At 39.8% G+C, this 18,168-nt stretch carries 11 protein-coding genes; 3 read left to right on the forward strand and 8 right to left on the reverse strand.

Translation table 11 applies throughout. The features are described from left to right. Nucleotides 1-253 precede the first annotated feature (253 nt). Nucleotides 254-3,535, forward strand: coding sequence for a tetratricopeptide repeat protein (locus tag OSCI_RS07785; RefSeq protein ID WP_007354356.1), 3,282 nt, complete (start codon nt 254-256; stop codon nt 3,533-3,535). A gap of 87 nt (nt 3,536-3,622) precedes the next feature. After that, nucleotides 3,623-6,442: a tetratricopeptide repeat protein gene (locus OSCI_RS07790; RefSeq protein ID WP_007354357.1), complete on the forward strand. Its 2,820-nt coding sequence runs from the start codon at nt 3,623-3,625 to the stop codon at nt 6,440-6,442. On the opposite strand, the gene OSCI_RS07795 is transcribed toward OSCI_RS07790, so the two are convergent. The 8 genes from OSCI_RS07795 to OSCI_RS07830 form a co-directional block, all read right to left on the reverse strand. Then, nucleotides 6,429-7,292 (reverse strand): SDR family oxidoreductase, encoded by an 864-nt coding sequence (locus tag OSCI_RS07795; protein ID WP_007354358.1) that lies wholly within the window; start codon nt 7,290-7,292, stop codon nt 6,429-6,431. The genes OSCI_RS07790 and OSCI_RS07795 overlap by 14 nt on opposite strands. Then, entirely contained in the window at nt 7,289-8,443 is a 1,155-nt protein-coding gene (locus OSCI_RS07800; protein ID WP_007354359.1) for a class I SAM-dependent methyltransferase, read from the reverse strand. The genes OSCI_RS07795 and OSCI_RS07800 overlap by 4 nt, the downstream gene beginning before the upstream one ends. A gap of 23 nt (nt 8,444-8,466) precedes the next feature. Continuing rightward, nucleotides 8,467-9,012: a dTDP-4-dehydrorhamnose 3,5-epimerase gene (gene rfbC / locus OSCI_RS07805; RefSeq protein WP_234708721.1), complete on the reverse strand. Its 546-nt coding sequence runs from the start codon at nt 9,010-9,012 to the stop codon at nt 8,467-8,469. A gap of 5 nt (nt 9,013-9,017) precedes the next feature. Further along, on the reverse strand, nt 9,018-10,019 hold the full coding sequence (locus OSCI_RS07810) for a GDP-mannose 4,6-dehydratase (protein ID WP_007354361.1): 1,002 nt from the start codon (nt 10,017-10,019) through the stop codon (nt 9,018-9,020). Next, a complete protein-coding gene (rfbF, locus tag OSCI_RS07815) occupies nt 10,016-10,792 on the reverse strand; it encodes a glucose-1-phosphate cytidylyltransferase (RefSeq protein WP_007354362.1) in 777 nt (258 codons plus the stop codon). Before rfbF ends, OSCI_RS07810 begins: the two co-directional genes overlap by 4 nt. A gap of 92 nt (nt 10,793-10,884) precedes the next feature. Further along, a complete protein-coding gene (locus tag OSCI_RS07820; protein WP_026103803.1) occupies nt 10,885-11,838 on the reverse strand; it encodes a GDP-mannose 4,6-dehydratase in 954 nt (317 codons plus the stop codon). Between the two features lie 145 nt (nt 11,839-11,983). Next, nucleotides 11,984-13,306 (reverse strand): GH39 family glycosyl hydrolase, encoded by a 1,323-nt coding sequence (locus tag OSCI_RS07825; RefSeq protein ID WP_007354364.1) that lies wholly within the window; start codon nt 13,304-13,306, stop codon nt 11,984-11,986. A gap of 127 nt (nt 13,307-13,433) precedes the next feature. Beyond that, entirely contained in the window at nt 13,434-16,937 is a 3,504-nt protein-coding gene (locus OSCI_RS07830; RefSeq protein WP_007354365.1) for a glycosyltransferase, read from the reverse strand. Nucleotides 16,938-17,072: 135 nt separating this feature from the next. Here OSCI_RS07830 and OSCI_RS07835 point away from each other — a divergent pair, with 135 nt between their 5' ends. Next, nucleotides 17,073-18,014 (forward strand): tetratricopeptide repeat protein, encoded by a 942-nt coding sequence (locus OSCI_RS07835; protein ID WP_007354366.1) that lies wholly within the window; start codon nt 17,073-17,075, stop codon nt 18,012-18,014. Nucleotides 18,015-18,168 lie beyond the last annotated feature (154 nt).

Genomic DNA, 18,168 nt, shown 5'->3' on the forward strand with positions numbered 1-18,168 from the left:
TATTACGATAATGCCAGCTAATCAAATCTATAATTTCAAAGTTGTTAAAGTTTCTAAATCGAAATCCACAACGCTTTAACAATAGACTTCTACCTCCACACTATTCAGTCCGATCTCAGTGGTAATACTGTGGCAAAAGCAAGTAATATAGACAAGCCAGCGCTGCAAAGCAAAGCGTCCCGCCATTCAGTTTAAACTGATAACTTGATAATTGTAAAGAAAAAGTAATCGCAGATGTAAGGATGAGACGGCTATGAGCGAATTCGATAAGGGGAAGCAACTGCAAGAGGAAGGCAAGCTAGAAGACGCGATCGCGGCCTATTGCCGTGCCATTGAGTTAAATCCTGACATTTCTTGGTATCACCACCATTTAGGGGAAGCCTTATCAAAACTAGGTCGATGCGATGAAGCCAGCATAGCCTTCCGCCATGCAATCGAACTCAAACCAGATTTTGCTTGGAGTTACCACCACTTAGGGGATGCCCTAGCTCAACAGCAAGAGTGGGAAGAGTCGATCGCAGCCTTCCGCAAGGCAATTGAACTCAATCCCGAACATTTTGGGAGTTACGTGGGGCTAGGTAATAGTTTAGCAAAATTGGGTCAACTGGATGAGGCGATCGCGGCTTACCGTCGTGCCAGTGAACTGAACCCTGATGCTGAGTGGATTCATTATGCCTTGGCAAAGGCACTGCAACAGCGAACTCATTCCGATGTAGTAGAAGCGATCGCCTCCTATCGCCAGATGATAGAACTCAATCCAGACAACGTAGAAGCTTATCAAAATCTTTTGCAGCTTCAATCCGATAACTGGGAACTCTGGTTGCAATTGGGAAATACTTTGGTACAACAGGGAAAACTAGAGGAAGCGATCGCGGCTTATCGTCGTTTGATCGAACATAATCCCCATAATCAGACAGCTTACTACGGCTTAGGAGAGTGTCTGGCCAAATTGGGACAACTGGAAGAGGCGATCGCAGCCTACCGTCAAGCGATTGAACTCAGCGAGCAGGAAGAGCAGAAAGCCCCGACTTTAGAGCCTACCGAAAACCGAGAAGAAGCGATCAAACGTTATATACAGGCGATCGAGGGAAACCCCGATAACATTTCCGAATACTACAAACTGTTAGAGTTAGAACCGGATAACCAAGAAGTTTTGTTAAAGTTAGCCCAGGCTTTAGTGAGACACGAACAGATCGAGGACGCAATCGCAATCTATCGCCGCCTACTAGAAATATCACCCCATGAGCAATATTACCAGCAGTTAGGGGAACTTCTAGGGAAATTGAGTAAGTGGGATGAGGCGATTAATTGTTATCGTAGACTTATCGAAATTAATCCAGAAGCTGATGAATCTCACTATCAGCTAGGGGAAGCTATCTATCAGCGGGTAATGGAAAACCCAGAATCTTTCTTAGCTGAGTATAATATAGAGCATTTTGTTCATAAAAAAGAATACCAATTCAACGATCCAGAACTACCAGAATTATGGTTTATCAATGACGAACAATTTTTACAATCAACCAGCCATCTTGATGATGAAACCTATACAATAGAACTTTTTAAAGTCTATAAAAGATACTCAGTATCCGAATGGGAAAAACAAGCTTGCATGAATTGGCTTCGACAACCAGATAGTAGTAGAGAATTAGGGATTAAATACTGGCGTACATTACCCGACTTCAAAGAAATCATTAGAAAGTCAGGAGTGGCAGTAGCTTTGGAAGCAGCTCTTCCTTACTATAATAAGACTATTGAACTTAACCCAATTCATACAAATTCTTTTTCTCGTTTAGCAGAAATTCTTACTCTACAAGGCAAACTAAAAGAAGCTAGGCAGCTTTACTATAATTTAAGCCTTTTATTGGCAGAAAGTGGAAAAATAACTGAAGCGGTTTTCTATTTCTCAAAAGCCCCCCAGCAGCCTTTTATTGAAGCTAACGTTTATGAAAAAATTTGGCGAGGTTTAAATGAATTAGCTCCGATAAATCAAGTTTATCTTGATGATTCATTAGAACTTCAACCCATAGCAACCTATGCTTACTTCAGCCAGTATAGCCAATATACTATTATTAATCTGCGTGATTTAAAAGAAAAAGATAAGGCTTTGATAAAAGAGGTTGGTCTATCCCTAGTTAATTTAGAATTAATTACACAAGACAACCGCAGTTTAGAAGAAATATATATTAATGCCTTTGATCCAAATCATTCAACTCATTTGGCTGAAAAGTTTACTAAGTTAAGAAAAAAACATAATTATGTAGCACAGGAGTTTCTAAACAATGCCAACTATTTTCAGCAAAGTCTAGTAGAAACAGGCTATATTTATTCAATTTGCCCTTTCACAAGCAAAATTCTTAGGTCAAATCAATCATTTTACGATCCTGCTTGGCTACCAATGATTGGTTATCGCTTTGTGGGCAAGGAAATATTTTATTTGTTTTTAGGTCATTATTGGAGCGGCAAAAAATTTATTTATATACCAAAACTAGAAATTGTTATTAGTTTTTTTGATGCTGATGATGGTCATCAGCATATCAATATAAAGGAAATACTTGATCGTTTAAAAAGTAACACCGTTAGTCAATATAATGAAGTAAGAGACTACCTATCGAATCCCAATAAAAAAAATTTGCTGATATTGGGTACACTTGGCAATATTGGTCACTATTTTTGGAATGAAGTTACAGGAGTTAATTATCTATATGAGAATGATATATTGAAGTATACAGATGCAATATTAGCTGAGAAATATGAATATTTTAATATAGAAAATATTTTTCCGGAAATTCATGGGAAAGTAGTCAGAGTAAATGATAAGTTTAGTAGCTTTAAGTGGATTATCGAAAATAATTATTGTGCTGTTCGAGTAACAGGTGTTGAAATCACCGAGAAATTAGCAGAACGAGTGTACGAAGCTTCATGGAAAAAGTGTTCTTCAGCATTTTTACAAAAAGTAGAGAATGCAAAAAAACACTTTCCACTTCTATGGATAGGAATGCGTACCCATTGCCGAGTATGGGTATCTCAAGTAGAGGGAATAGCAAATATAATTAAAAGTTTACACTTGGATTTTCCAAATTTAGCCGTAGTGTTTGATGGTTGCTCTCGCACTGAAAGAGAAGATATTGGTGTTGAGGGCGTAATTGAAAGTGAAAAAGTTAACCTAGATAAGATATTGACCCTTATACCTGATTCTGTAAAAACCTATAGTATTATAGGTTCTATGACTTATGAAAAAGTTATTTGGGCAAATGCGATTAACTTATACATATCAACACCTGGTTCAACTACGACTTTTGTACTCTGGATTGCTAACAAAATGGGAGTCGTTCATGCTAACAGTTTATGTTATGAATCCTGGGTTATTGAACAATTGAAATCAAGGGAAAATGTAGTTATGCCTATTTATATTCCATTGGAATCAATAGTTGATTATCCCCCTATTGGGCTGATCAATAATTATGATTTTGATTGGCGCTTGCTTGACAAAGAAGTCAGGAAACTATTAAATAATTTAGAGCCGAATAAAATATAAGATACATTTTTAAAAACCATAGAAAAGCCTTGGCTGTAGATGTTACTAAAAAACATAGCGCGCCTAAAATTATTTAATTAAGTTACTATGAACCAAGAAACGGCTGTATCTAAATTTAACCAAGGTAAGCAATTGCAGGAAGCGGAAAAATTGGAAGACAAGATCGCGGCTTACCGTCGTGGACTTGAACTCAATAGCAACGATTCCTGGACACACCACCATCTAGGGGAAAACCTAGCCAAACTGGGTCGATGGAATGAAGCGATCGTAGCCTTCTGCGATGCAATCACACTCAAACCAGATTTTTCTTGGAGTTATCACCACTTAGGAGATGCCCTAGCTCAACAACAACAGTGGGAAGATTCGATCGCAGCCTTCCGTAAGGCACTCGAACTCAATCCTGAACATTATGGTACTTATGTGGGGCTAGGTAATAGTTTAGCAAAATTGGGTCAATGGGATGAGGCGATTGCCGCTTATAGCCGTGCAAGTGAGTTGAACCCTGATGCGGATTGGATTCATTTTGCTTTGGCAAATGCAGTGCAACAGCGAAATCAGTTCTACTTAGCAAAGGATATCCCCTCTTCCTCCCAAATTATAGAATGTAATCCAGATGAGGAGTCTTTCCAGCGATTAGGAGAAATTTACTTTCAATTAGGTCAATGGGACGATGCGATTGCCACCTACCGCCGAGCAGTTGAACTCAACCCATTTTCTGATTTGTTAAATTATCAACTAGGGGAAGCAATTTATCAACGGGTGATACAGCATCCAGAATCGTTCTTTGTGGATTATAAAATAGGAGAATTACCCAATAAAAAGAATTACCAAGCTCACGATAGAGAACTTCCAGGACTTTGCTTTATTAATGATGAACAATTTTTACAAGCGACTCAGCATCTTGATGATGAATCTTATGCAGTAGAGGCCTTCAGAGTTTATAAAAGATATTGTGTATCAGAGCTGGAAAAACAAGCGTGTGTGAATTGGCTACGGTTGCCAGAAAGTAGCCGAGAGATTGGCATTAAATATTGGCGAAGCTTACCTGAATTTCAGGTGTTATTAAAAAAATCTATCACATCAGTTTGCTTAAACCAAGCCCTGCTCCATTATCGCCAAGCGATTGAATTAAACCGACACCATATAGCATCTTACTATCGACTGGGGGAGATCCTCGCTTATCAGGAAAAATTGGATGAAGGCTGTGAAACTTACTATAAACTTGCTGTCCTATTAGCCGAACAGGGCAAACTAGATGAAGCCTTAACTTGCTTCCAAAAAGCTCCACATCACTCTCCCAGCGAGGCAGAAATTTACGAAAGCCTCTGGAAAGGATTAAATGAGTTAGCCCCCCTTGATGTAAATAACTCATACTATCGAAAGGAAATTAAAGCACCAGAAGCTTTAGCATACTTCAATAACCATGCAAAATATACAGTGATTGGCTTAGAATTCTTAAGTGAATCTGACAAAATTTTGCTAGAAGAAGTAGGATTATCTTTAGCTAATTTAGAATTAATGAGGCGAGATAGTCTGGCTTTAGAAGAAATTTATATCAATAGTTTCGGAGCGACTTTACCGATCCAGTTAGCAAAAAAAGAAAGTCGGACATTAGGGCTGCATTATTATAACTGGTCACAGGGAATGCACTTGCAGCAAAGTCTTGTAGAAACTGGTTACATATACACAGTTTGTCCCTTTACAGGTAAAGTCCTTAGATCCAATCAATCTTTCGTAATTGACTCCTTATTCAATTATTATCGATTTGTGGGGCAAGAAGTATTTTACTATTTAGTTGGCGATTGGTTTGGCAGTAGAATTTGTTTGTATTTTCCGAAACGAGAGTTAATCATTCCCTTTTATTCATATCCTCATATTAACTTTGGTTTAAGTATCAACCGATTCAAAACTTATTTGGTAACTTACTGGCAAAAAGTAAAAGCTTATCTGTCCAATAAACAACCGAAAGAATTAGTAGCGGTTCAGGCATTTATGCCTAATTTGGGGCACTATATTTGGAATGATTTAGCAGGAATTTACCATATTGTTGAAAACGGGATGGTACATCATCTGACTAAGTTCATTATTGGTGCTTATGAATTTATGAATGTAGACGTAGTTTTTCCTGAAATAGAAACTGATAAAATTATCAGATTTTCAGACTCTTGGCAGATTTTTCAATACCTTTTGGAGAATAATTACTGTGGAGTTAGACTCGTTGATATGTATATCAAAGACAAACTCTCCAAAAGGCTTTATCAAACTTCTCTCACTAAATGTTCCCAAGAATTTTTGCAACAAATAGAAGCATCTAAACAAGATTCACCTCTCTTATTAGTTACTTTGCGAAGTAAGCGTTCCTGGGTATCTCAAGTTGAAGGAATTGCCAATGTTCTCAATCTACTTTATGCAGATTTTCCAAATTTAGGAGTTATATTTGATGGCTGGTCTCGCACAGAAAGAGAAGATCCAGAAGCTGAGTCTGTCATTGCCGCCGAAAAAGATATGATGGAAAAAATTATCACTCGCTTATCAGGAGATATTAAAACCTATAGTTTGATTGGTGCGACCACCTATGAAACCTTAGTTTGGAGTGATGCGATCGATTTTTATATCACACCTATGGCAACTTCACTAACTTTTGTCGTATGGACTGCTCACAAACCTGGTGTGACTTATGGGAATACTGCCTTTTACGGCGAAAACGTAGAGTTTAACTACTCATCGAGAACAGCCGAAAACTCAATCATGCCTGTTTTTGTACCTAAAGAATTTATTGTGGATGGTCATGACCCCAATCCTTTCTCACGCAGTTATGAGTGTGATTGGAAAGCCATTTACAATGAAATTTTTAAACTCTTGAAAGAGTGGCAAAACGACTCTGCTATTGCAATTAAGTCTGCTTGAAAGTACCGAGTCCTTCTAAAACCCCGCGTAAATTCCAGTTGAGATTCTGAACTAAGCGATCGCACCTCATCCCACACTTTAAAGGTCGCGCAGCAGCTTGGTTTAATTCAGATGTCATCACAGGTAAAAGAGTATCTGTCTGAAGTCCAAATACTTCAGCGATCTTTAAAGCAAATTGATAGCGATTCATACAATCAATTCCCGTTATATGGAACAATCCTTTTGCACCCACTTCTACTAACCGACAACTCGCTTCCCCAATATCATCTGCCAAAGTTGGCGAACCAACCTGATCTTGAGGAACACGAATTGCTTGATTATTTGTCAACATAGAAATCAAGCGAAGTACAAAATTCTTACCTTGCTTCTCTTGACCATAAACCCAAGCAATGCGACAAATTAAATAATCATCTAATAACTCAGAAATTTTCTCTTCTACTTCTAACTTTTGTAGCCCATAAACACAAATAGGATCTGGTTTATCGATTTCTTGATAAGGGCCATTTTTCCCATTAAATACATAATCTGATGAATAGAAGACTAACTTCGCGCGCACATCCCGTGTCGCGTGAGCTACATTCAAACAACCCACTACATTAATTTGATAAGTTTCCTCCGGGTTTTGTTCACAATAATCCACATTTGAGCGAAACGCGGGAAGAAATACAACCTCTGGTTGAGATTCAGTAATCAGCGATCGCACAGCAGCAGCATTCGTAATTTGCAAAGGAATCAAACCAGGTTGGGCAAAATTCTGATAAGTTCCCGTAACATTCCATCCCCGTTGATGACAAGTTTGTAGCAGATGAGAACCTACTAACCCCGATCCACCAATTACTAAAACTTTCATACTTCCTTTCCTGTTTGGACAACTTCTAGACTATTTCCCTTTAAAACAGCAATTGTACCAGTGAAGCCAATTTCTGTCTTAATTTGGTTAACAATTTCATCAGTAAACCGAGTTGCCATTACCATAATCGCATCTACCGGATCGGTTTTTAAGTGACTGGGATCTAAAATTGGCCAATGAGAAACTGGAGTGAAACGATTTTGTTTATGGGGCGAAGAATCAACAACATAAACAATCCCTTTAAACTGAGCTAAAGATAATAAGGTTACGCCATTGGTACTTGCTCCCCAAATCGCCACCCGCTTTCCTTGGAATGAGTAAGCATTGATAAAATCCCACATTTTTTGAATGAGAAAATCAACGCCAGTTTGTAAATTAGCTAAACTTTCTCGCTCTTGTTTTTGCACGGTTGCTACAATATGCTCACCGCCCCAGTCCCGTTTAATATCAAGAACCTTAAAGTCATTTTTTTCAAGTGCAAACCGCAGAGTTTTTACAGAAAAATAATGCAAATGATCCGTGATAAAATCGTAAATTCTCTCATTTTCTAAAGTTTGCTCAAAACTGGGAACCTCAATAAAACCCACGCCATTCGGAGTTAAATTTTCATAAATACCTTGGAGAAAATCATTTGGATCGGGAGCGTGCTCCAAAACGTGCATTGTGACAAACGCATCAAAGGGAGCCCCTTCAATTTTGGCATTTTTACTCATATATCCCTGTTTAATTTTCAAGCCATGCTTGCGCCCCAATTCTGTTGATCGCTCTGATGGTTCCACCCCAAAAGGAATTGCACCTGCTTCCGCGAAGAACTCCATAAAATGACCATCACCACAGCCGACTTCGAGAATAGTTTTATCTCTTAAATTAAACTGCTCAACCAACTCATATGCTTGTCGTTTCCGGTGAGATAACATCCCCGGAGAACTTGCATGAGCAGAACCCACTTGATCTGCATATACTAAAGATTCGGCTGTGAGCTGCACCAAACCACAATTTTCACATTGATAAACCTCTAAATCAACCCCTGTATCTGTCTCCAGTTGTTCGTACTTGGGTAATACATGACCTCCTCTAGGAATATTTTTTAACTTAATACTGGGGTGTATTGATAAAGGAAATCTACAGAGACGACAATTTCTAGTTGCCATTTTCATCCTCATTAATTTTCTACCTAAACAAAAGGTGAAATAAAATCATTAAAACTTTCTCCTTGGGCATCTTTCGAGGAAGTCAAAGGACGATCAATTGTCCATTTAATAGCTAAAGTTTCATCATTCCATCTTAAATTACCTTCCGACTCAGGATAATAAATTTCATCTACTTTATAAAGTACTAAGGCCGTTTCTGTTAGTGAACAAAAGCCATGAGCAAAGCCTTTAGGAATATAAGCTATTTTGTGGTTTTCTTCAGAGAGTTCAATCGAATCCCATTGACCATAAGTATTTGAGTTTTTTCTCAAATCTACAAAAACATCTAAGATTTTTCCTGAAACCACTCGGACTAACTTTGTTTCAGCATGAGGCGGTTTTTGGAAGTGAAGACCTCGAATCACACCTTTTTTTGAGAATGACTGATTTTCCTGCAACCAAGCTGTCGTCAAGCCATGATCGCGGAAAATAGCTTCATCGTAGGCTCGCATGAAGTATCCACGATCGTCTTTCCTGGGAGCTAAAGTAATTTGATAAGTCCCTTGTAGTTTGAGTGGTTTAATTTCCATTACCGTCATTTCATAGTCAGTACAGGTGTCAGTTCAGGCATCAAGAAATCACTATACCATTGAATTGTATCCTTCAAACTTCCATCCAGAGAATACTCAGGTTTCCAATTCAATAACCTCCGAGCCTTTTCCGCCGAAAGATACTGATGTATAATTTCATTCTTCGCCTGATTCAAAATAATCGGCTCCAAATGACTCTTATCCATCAATTCCAAAATCTTTCGCACCATTTCTACAACTGTAATTTGCACCTCATTGCTGAAATTAAAAGCCTCTCCCCAAATTTCGCGCCTATCCATCTGCTCAGCTAGATGCAAATAAGCTAAAACGCCATCCTTGGCATAGAAATAATCGCGAATAAAACTACCGTCACTACGGATCACAACTGGCTTATCCCGCAAAGCTGAGCGAATTGTATCGGGTACAATCCGATTAAAATTCAAGTCCCCACCACCGTAAAAATTGCCACAACGAGTAATGCAAACTGGCAAGCCGTAACTAACATAATAAGTCCGACAAATCAGATCGGCACAACTTTTAGAAACATCATAAGGATGTTCGCCTTGCAACGGCGTATTCTCGTCGTAGGGTAAAATTTCTTGATCGCCATAAGCTTTATCGCTTGATGCTACCACAATTCGGCTGACTCCCCCCACTTTGCGACAAGCTTCTAAGACGTTCCAAGTACCTTTAATATTTGTCTCAAAAGTAGCCAATGGTTCGCGATTAGCAACTCCCACAATCGTTTGAGCTGCTAAGTGAAATACTGTGTCTATTTCATATTCATTGATAGCGCGCTCCAGTGCTGGCAAATCTTCCACACAACCGCGCACTATATTAATACGCTGATGCCAGTCTTCCATGTATAGCCTAGAGTGCGGTACTAAGTCTCTAACTAATCCCGTTACCCGCGCTCCTCGTTTCACTAAATCTGCTACTAACCAACTACCCAATAAACCAGTACAGCCAGTTACAAACACCGAACGATCGCACCAAAAATTCCTCATTCCCACACCCTCCAAGGAGCCTCTCCATTATCCCACAGCTCATTCAAATATTTATACTCCCGGTAGGTATCCATCGCAAAGAAAAATCCTTCGTGGCGGTAAGCCATCAATTGACCTTCTGCGGCTAAACGTTCGAGAGGTTCTCGCTCTAAAAAGCAATCATCTCCACCCAAATAGTCAAAAATACGGCGGTTTAATATTAAATATCCCGCACTTGCCCAACCATCTAATTGCGGTTTCTCCGTAAACTGTTGTACAGTACCCTGATTGTCCACATCCAAAATCCCAAACCTAGAAATAGGGCGAACGGTAGTAACAGTTGCCAGCTTACCATGGGACTTATGAAAATCTAATAGCGCCCCAATATCTACATCAGCCACTCCATCCCCATAAGTTACCATGAAAATATCGTCATGAATATATTTCTCTATCCGTTTCACCCGACCACCAGTCATAGTTTCTTGACCAGTTTCAGCTAGAGTAACATTGAAATCTTGCTCCAGATGTTCTCCGTGATACCTGATGGAATTTTGGCGACCCAAGCAAATAGTAAAGTCATTGTTCATTGCCTCATAATTGAGGAAATATTCCTTAATCATGTTGCCACGATAGCCCAAGCAAACAATAAAGTCGCGGAAGCCATAATGGGCATATATTTTCATAATATGCCAAAGAATAGGATGTCCTCCAACATCTACTAATGGTTTAGGACGAAACTCTGTTTCTTCTCGGAGACGGGTACCGAGACCGCCTGCTAGGATAACTACTTGCATTGTTTTATGCTTGTAAAGGTCATTAATTAATCGAAAAATTGCCGAATTATTTTTACTTTCAAATGGCTAAAAAATCTTTTTGCCCTTAAAAACTAAACCATTTTCGCCTCCATCATCATTCTGACAACATCTTGCATTTTATACTTGGCTTCCCAACCTAACTTTTCCTTAGCCTTACCGGGATTTCCACGACCAATAGAAATCTCAGTAGGTCTATACAGACTCTCATCAATCACCGTATGTTCCCGCCAATCCAAATCCAAACAAGCAAAGGCTGCCTTTACAAATTCCTCCAAAGTATAACTTTGACCAGTAGCAATTACATAATCATCGGCCTCCGACCGTTGTAACATCAAATACATCGCCTCCACATACTCCGGGGCCCATCCCCAGTCCCTTTGTACTGAAATATTCCCCAAATGTAACTTTTCTGAACTTCCCGCAGCGATTCTACAAGCTACCGCCACAATCTTTTGCGTTACGAACCTTTCTGGTCGCAACGGTGACTCATGATTAAATAGAATACCAGAACACGCAAATAAATTGTAAGCTTCCCGATAGTTTGCTACCTCCCAAAAAGCCGTTGCTTTCGCCACTGCATAGGGACTTCTGGGATGAAAAGGGGTATTTTCATCCGCCGCCAAACCCCTTGTATTGCCAAAACATTCGCTAGAACTTGCATTATATAATTTCACCTTGCCGCCAGTAAACCGAATCGCTTCTAAAAGATTCAAAGTCCCAGTAGCAATACTTTCCAGAGTTTCAACTGGCTGTTCAAACGATAGTCCCACCGAAGTCTGACCAGCTAAATTGTACACCTCATCGGGCTGAATTTTTGTCAAGACTTGCAAGACGCTGCGAAAATCATTCAAAGACATAGATTCCATCTTCACGGAGTCGCGGATGCCCAAACGAGAAAGGTTTCGGAATTCAGACATTTGGGCATCTCGCGAAGTTCCGAAGACAAAATATCCTTTTTTAAGTAGGAGTTCAGCTAAGTACGCTCCATCCTGACCAGAAATGCCACAAATTAACGCTCTTTTTATCACAAAGAAACCCTCAATATTCTATTTTTAATTACATCAGAGCATCTTGCAGATTGAAACCGATTAATCAATTAGGAATTATGCACCATATAGCCACGCCTTTGTTATGGATAGTAACCCCGATATCGTGGCTTTACGATATCACTTAGCCAATAGTCAACACATAGGCTTCATGTAGACCAAAATTAGGAATAACATATTTCAATGTTCCGTTTCCAATAGACACATTCTCTTCCTTCAAAATCACCATTTTTTGCACAGCCGCCTCTTGATCATTAGGAATTTTCTCTAATTTTAGATGGATTTTACCATTCTGGGCAACATTGAGCTGTTTTAAGTTTGCAAGAGTAAGATTAAGTCTGATTGAGGAAGAATTATTCCGATCGAAATAGCCTAATAATACCTGTGCTTTACCGCTAGAATTTGACTTGCTAGCCAAAGCGACAACTCTCTCAGAGGATGACTGACTTCGCACTCGCGAACTAGCTCCATCAGCATAAGCTTTATTCGCCCACCAAGCTGCTCTAGGCTGAAAAGAATTAGGTGTTACCATCCCAGCCAGAGTATTATTAAAGCAATTACTAACTTTATTGGGCCCCAAGCTACCCCAACAAGCTCTGCAAGCACCGTCTGCTTGACCTCTTTCCAAATTATAGAAATAACCCAGAATATCTCCTGGTCTATACTGTCCTACCTCTCCAACAATCTCATTCACATAAAGTTTTTTGATTTTTAGGCTGGCGTAAGCTGGACTTTGGATGAAATTGCGTCTAGCCTCAATCAAATGATCGTCAACAAATAAAATGTTATCATCATTCAGTTCGTGCCAAGATAAAAAATTAACTTCCAGTTTATTTGCCTTGCAGTATTCGAGAAAAGCAACTAAATAGTCTTTACTATAAATTGCTATGCTTGGGCCTCCAATTATCGCTTCTGGCCCCAATTCTTGACGTAATATTTGATAAGCCCGTTTGTAAGTTTCAAAAAATTGTTCTCTTGTTCCCGCCCAAAAAGGATTTGCCCAGTCAGGCTCATTCCAGACATCCCAAACGATTTTTTTTCCTTTATTCTGTTGAGCAAGTTGTCGCACAAAAGCTTCCCAGGCAGGATAATTTTGATAGGGCCATCCATTCGGATTAGCTCCATATCCCCAGAGGTCGCTTACTATTAATTGAAACTCAGCACCTGAGTTCACAACTCGGTCATAGGTATCAACTCTTCCAGCTCGCCAAAGTTTAAACTGTAGTGGTTTAATCGTGCTATCTGGTGGATTACTTGGATCTATACCGTGTAGGATACCACTGACTGACTTAATTGATTGTGGGGCAGCAAAATCAACGTTTACGTTAGATTGTACCTGCCCAAAAGTTGATACTTGACCAAAAAATAGTATTAACAGAGCCGTAGCCAATGCTAACAAAAGTTGCGGGAGTTTTAGCAAGTTTTTGACACTAAATTTTGTTCGCATATTGGCTCCTAATGGTATTCATTCAAATTTGACTATAGAAAGAATCACGTAAAGTTTCCGTCGGTGCAGTTTCGATATTTATATGCAGGTTGTGTCCAGATAACTGTGGGTTAGAACTGAAATTTTATTAAGTCGCAAAAGCCAATTCACCACCTAATGTAGTCGCCACTAATTCCTTCCATTCTACTGAGTTAATCAGAGAATAGCTATCAAACTCTTTACCAATTTCTGCATAAAAAGTGGCAAAGTTTTGTATCCAATAGAAGATGGTTTCTGTTGTCAAAAAAGGCGTACAAGTCAAAGATTCCTCCAAATCCCGGAACATTTTAGCAAGATTACCATGACAATGAGCGTGCCAAGCACTCCACACCAAAGAGCTATAACGTAATTGTTTTTCTACTAATTTCATTTGTCCTTCAAGTCGCGGATTCAAAAATCTTTTTTCTGGATCTTTTTCACTCGATAAAGCCTCTACAATTGTATTCAAATATTCCTGAAGCATCCGTTCTTCCCGGAACATTTGTTCGGCTCGTAATTTACATTCTTTGCCTACAGACTGCCTCAATTCCGAATTCGCGACCCAGGCTTCTATTGTCATAGCCAATTCCCTTACTGTTCCTTTGGGATCGCGATTCGGGTTAGGTAATAACTTTCCTGTCTCCCCCAACTCCTCTGGAATACCACTGACAGCAGTCGCAATTACAGGTAATCCTTTTGCCATTGCTTCCATCACAGCTAAAGGCATTCCCTCTGCTTTTGATGGTAGAATAAAAATATCGCTAGCATCGAGCCAATCTGAAATATCCCACCGTTGACCTAAGAATTTAACCCGATCGCTTACTCCTAAATTTGATACTTTTTCTCTCAATTCAGGTTCCATATTATCGTGAGTAGTCGCCCCAGGGCCGGCCCACACAAAATAAATTTGCGACCATACTGGACTCTGTTTTAACTGCGCGATTGCTTCCAATTGATACTGATAGCCTTTAACGGGAGTAAGACGCGCCGCCGTGAAACAAACTATGGCATCTTCTGGAATTCCTACCTCCTGTCGCAATCGGTTGCGAGTTGTAGCAACAGGGGGGACAAAATAACTATCAGGCCGTCCGTAATAGATAACTTTTCCCCAGTCTTGAGGCATTTTAAAACATTTCTGGCATAAGTTTAAATTCTCAGAAGAAACTGCCACCATAGATTTTGCCGTAGCATAATGATAGGAGACAGCATCTAAATAGGGAATTTTGTCCCATCTATGGAATTTAGCAAAACTTGGGTCAATATAACCTAAAGCAATGATATAGTTTATCCCTCGTTTTAAAGCTACTTGCTTGGCTGCAAAATTTGCCATCGGCCAGCCGTCACTAAATATAATTAAATCGGGGGGAAACTGCGAGAAAATATTTTCAGCATCAGCCTGATTGTAGGCGATGCGGGAAAATTCTTTCATCGTGTCAAACTCTAGCCAAACGTGACGGATGCCAAGTTCTTTTTGCTTATTAATTAACGGGTTAGAAGTCTCAGTTTGAACGCAAGTAACTTCGTATCCTTCCGTTGCTAACTTGCATAAAAGTGAATGGTTAAACTGAGCCATTCCTCCGACTCCGTGATCTTCAGCATATAATAGAATGTGCCGATGATTCTTTCTAGAAGTTAAGCTGCCAGTGGAGTTAGCTTGATGAAGATTATTCATCACCATTGTCACTGCTGCTTGCCATTCTTGCACATTACTTAACGAATTTGCATCAAAATTGTAACCGTATTCGAGGGAATAGACTTTAAAAGCTTCTACCCAATTTAAGATAGTATCTATCGGAGAGAAAGGGCTGTAATATAAGGATTTTTCTAAAGCTTCACCCATTTCTCCAAAATGCTCATCCCGATACATTCGCCACGCCATCCAGGTTAAAGATTCGTAGCGTTCTTTACTTTTTAACTGACGAATTTGATTGGGCAAATCTGGCCTGGCAAAAAAAGTTTCCATGACAAGTTCCATATTTTTCATCAATTTATAACCGCTAGACATCAGATTAGCATCGTGCTGACGATAACCAATAAGTATCTCTTCTAACCAGGCGGCTTTGCAGCCATTTAAAGCTAAGCGTAAGGCAAAATCTAAATCTTCGGCGGGGGGAAATCGCGAGTCAAAACCACCCAATCTTTCCCACCATTCTCGCCGCAGCATCATCGCACTTGGGCGGACAATTTTATAGATTACAAAGGTTTCTAAATCTAATTTTGGCGAACGCTGCCAAGGCATTACTGGATGGATATCTCGCCCCTTATCGTCAACTATTAGCCAACCTGTTTGTACCATACCTAATGTGGGGTCAGCATCTAGGTACGCTACTTGTTTCTCTAGCTTTTCTGGTAGGAAGAAATCGTCGCTATCTAGAAAAGCTAAAAATTCGCCCTGGGCTAACTGACAAGCATGATTTCGCGCGGAGGCGGCCCCTTGATTATCTTGATAGACGTATTTAATTAAGTCTAAATAAGGGGATAAAACTTGGCGAGTATTATCTGTAGAACCATCATCTACGACAATAATTTCCCAGTTTTGATAAGTTTGATTGAGAACGCTATCTATGGCTTGGGCAATGTAACGATCGCAATTGTAAGCGGGGATAATAACGCTGACTCTGACTTTTTTCGTAGGGATGATATTAGCCATTAAATTTTTCCATTCTAGTAACTTTCTCAGGGCAAAGCCATCGATTTCGCAGCCATAGGCTTGAGAAATATCGGTAAGGCGCTTTACCCAATCTACTATAGTTGCTGTCACCGAGTACGGACTATAGCGCAAAGATTGCTGGAAATACTCAGCCATTTCTGCGGGATAACCGCTGTAGTAAAGTTGCCATGCCATCCAGGTTAGGGCTTCGTAAAAAGCTGGTTTTTCTAATTGGCGGATGCGTTCTGGCAAATCGGTTCTACTGAATAAATTTTGCTTTAATTCAATAAAAAGGTTGGCTTGTTTGAGCGCTCTTTGGATAGAGACATTTTGCCTGTGTTGGCGATAGCAAACTGTGATTTTAGGTAGCCAAGCAGCCTCGCATTCTAATAATGCTAAACGCAGCACTAAGTCTGAATCGTCTACGGAATCATATTGAGAATCAAAGCCACCAACTCGATTTAACCACTGCTTTGAGAACATCATGGCACTGGGAAGTACGGGCATATATACGACCCAGGTTTCTAAGTTTAACTGGGGTAAGTGTTCCCAGGGTTTGATATCAAAAATAGTTTCGCCTTGCTCGTTAACAATTCGCCAGCCACTATTAACAATTGCGAGGGAGGCTTGAGCATCAAATAAGGCTACTTGGGCAGCTAACTTATCTGGTAAGAAAAAGTCATCTTGGTCTAGAAAAGCAATTAATTCACCCTTGGCTTCTCGGATACCAGAATTACGGGCGGCTGCTACTCCTTGATTTTCTTGATAAATATAGCGAATTCTGTTAAAATAGGGCTGTAATATTTCGCGAGTATTATCCGTTGAACCGTCATCTATGATGATAATTTCTAAGTTTTTATAGGTTTGGTTCAGTACGCTTTCTACCGCTAGCGCGATGTAGCGATCGCCATTATATGCTGGGATAATTACACTGACTCGCGGTGTCGAATTTGCCGTTAACATGAATTTCTGAAGTAATTGGGAAGGGGAAAGCAGCACAACCCCAGATATAGACGTGCATACACGGATTTTTTATCCCTGTTTAGCTTGTAGAATACAATTTTACTGACGTTTGCAACTCTATAGGATAACAGAATAGTGAATCCAGAAACAGAAGTGCTTGATTTGCTGCGACAGGCAGAAGTAGATTTAAATGAAGGAAAGTTAGATCGAGCGATCGCTTCCTGCAAGCAAGCCCTACAAAACGAGCCAAACTCAGCAACAGCTTGTAAAATCTTGGGTAAGGCACTCCAAACTCAAGGTCAGCTAGAAGAGGCAAAGCAATGGTACGCTAAAGCGATCGCACTCGATCCGAATTTAGCGGATGTCCACGCTAACCTTGGCAGTCTCTATGCTAACCTCGAACAGTGGCCAGAGGCGATCGCATCTTACCAGCAAGCTTTAACTCTCCAACCCAAGTTTGCGGGAGTTTACCGCAACTTAGCTAGACTATTTGAGCAAATTGGCAAGCCAGAGGAAGGCGCAGATTTCTGGTATATTGCTCTGATGTTAGAGCCAGATTTCACGGGTGAAACATTTCTCCATGTAGCCTCTAGCTTGATGGCGCAAAATAAAGTAGAAAGAGCAGTTATTTGTTACCTCCGCACTATTTATTTGAATCCCAGTTGTTACGAAGCTTATTATAAATTAGCAGAAATTGAAACTTCACTGGAACAGTGGGACGATGCGATCGCTCACTATCGCAAAGCTATTCAACTCCAGCCAGATATATCTGAATTATACTACAAATTAGGAAATGCTCTGCAAGCAAAAGGACTCTTAAATGAAGCTGTAACTACTTACCGCTTTGGGCTCGATCTCAATCCCGATTACTTTTGGTCTTACTACAATTTAGGTAATGCTCTTCTTAAACTGGAAAAGTGGGAAGAAGCTCTTGCTGCTTATCGATTTAGTCTTGAACTTAACTCTGACTTTGCTTCTTCTTACTATTATATAGGCGATGCTCTTTCTAAACTAGAAAAATGGGAAGAAGCGGCCGCAGCTTACCGCCGTGCTTTTGTATTTTTGCAATCAATATAGGTTAAACTATACGAATTGGTACGAATGTTGTAGTTCTTCTCCTAATTACTAATTCCTTGTACTCTCCTGAATATATCCGTTGCTGAGAACCCACCATACTATATGTCCATACTGAAAAGTTTTTCCTGTTTGTGGTGCAACTGCACCATATAAA

The sequence above is a fragment of the Kamptonema sp. PCC 6506 genome (genome assembly GCF_000180455.1).
GTDB lineage: Bacteria > Cyanobacteriota > Cyanobacteriia > Cyanobacteriales > Microcoleaceae > Kamptonema > Kamptonema formosum.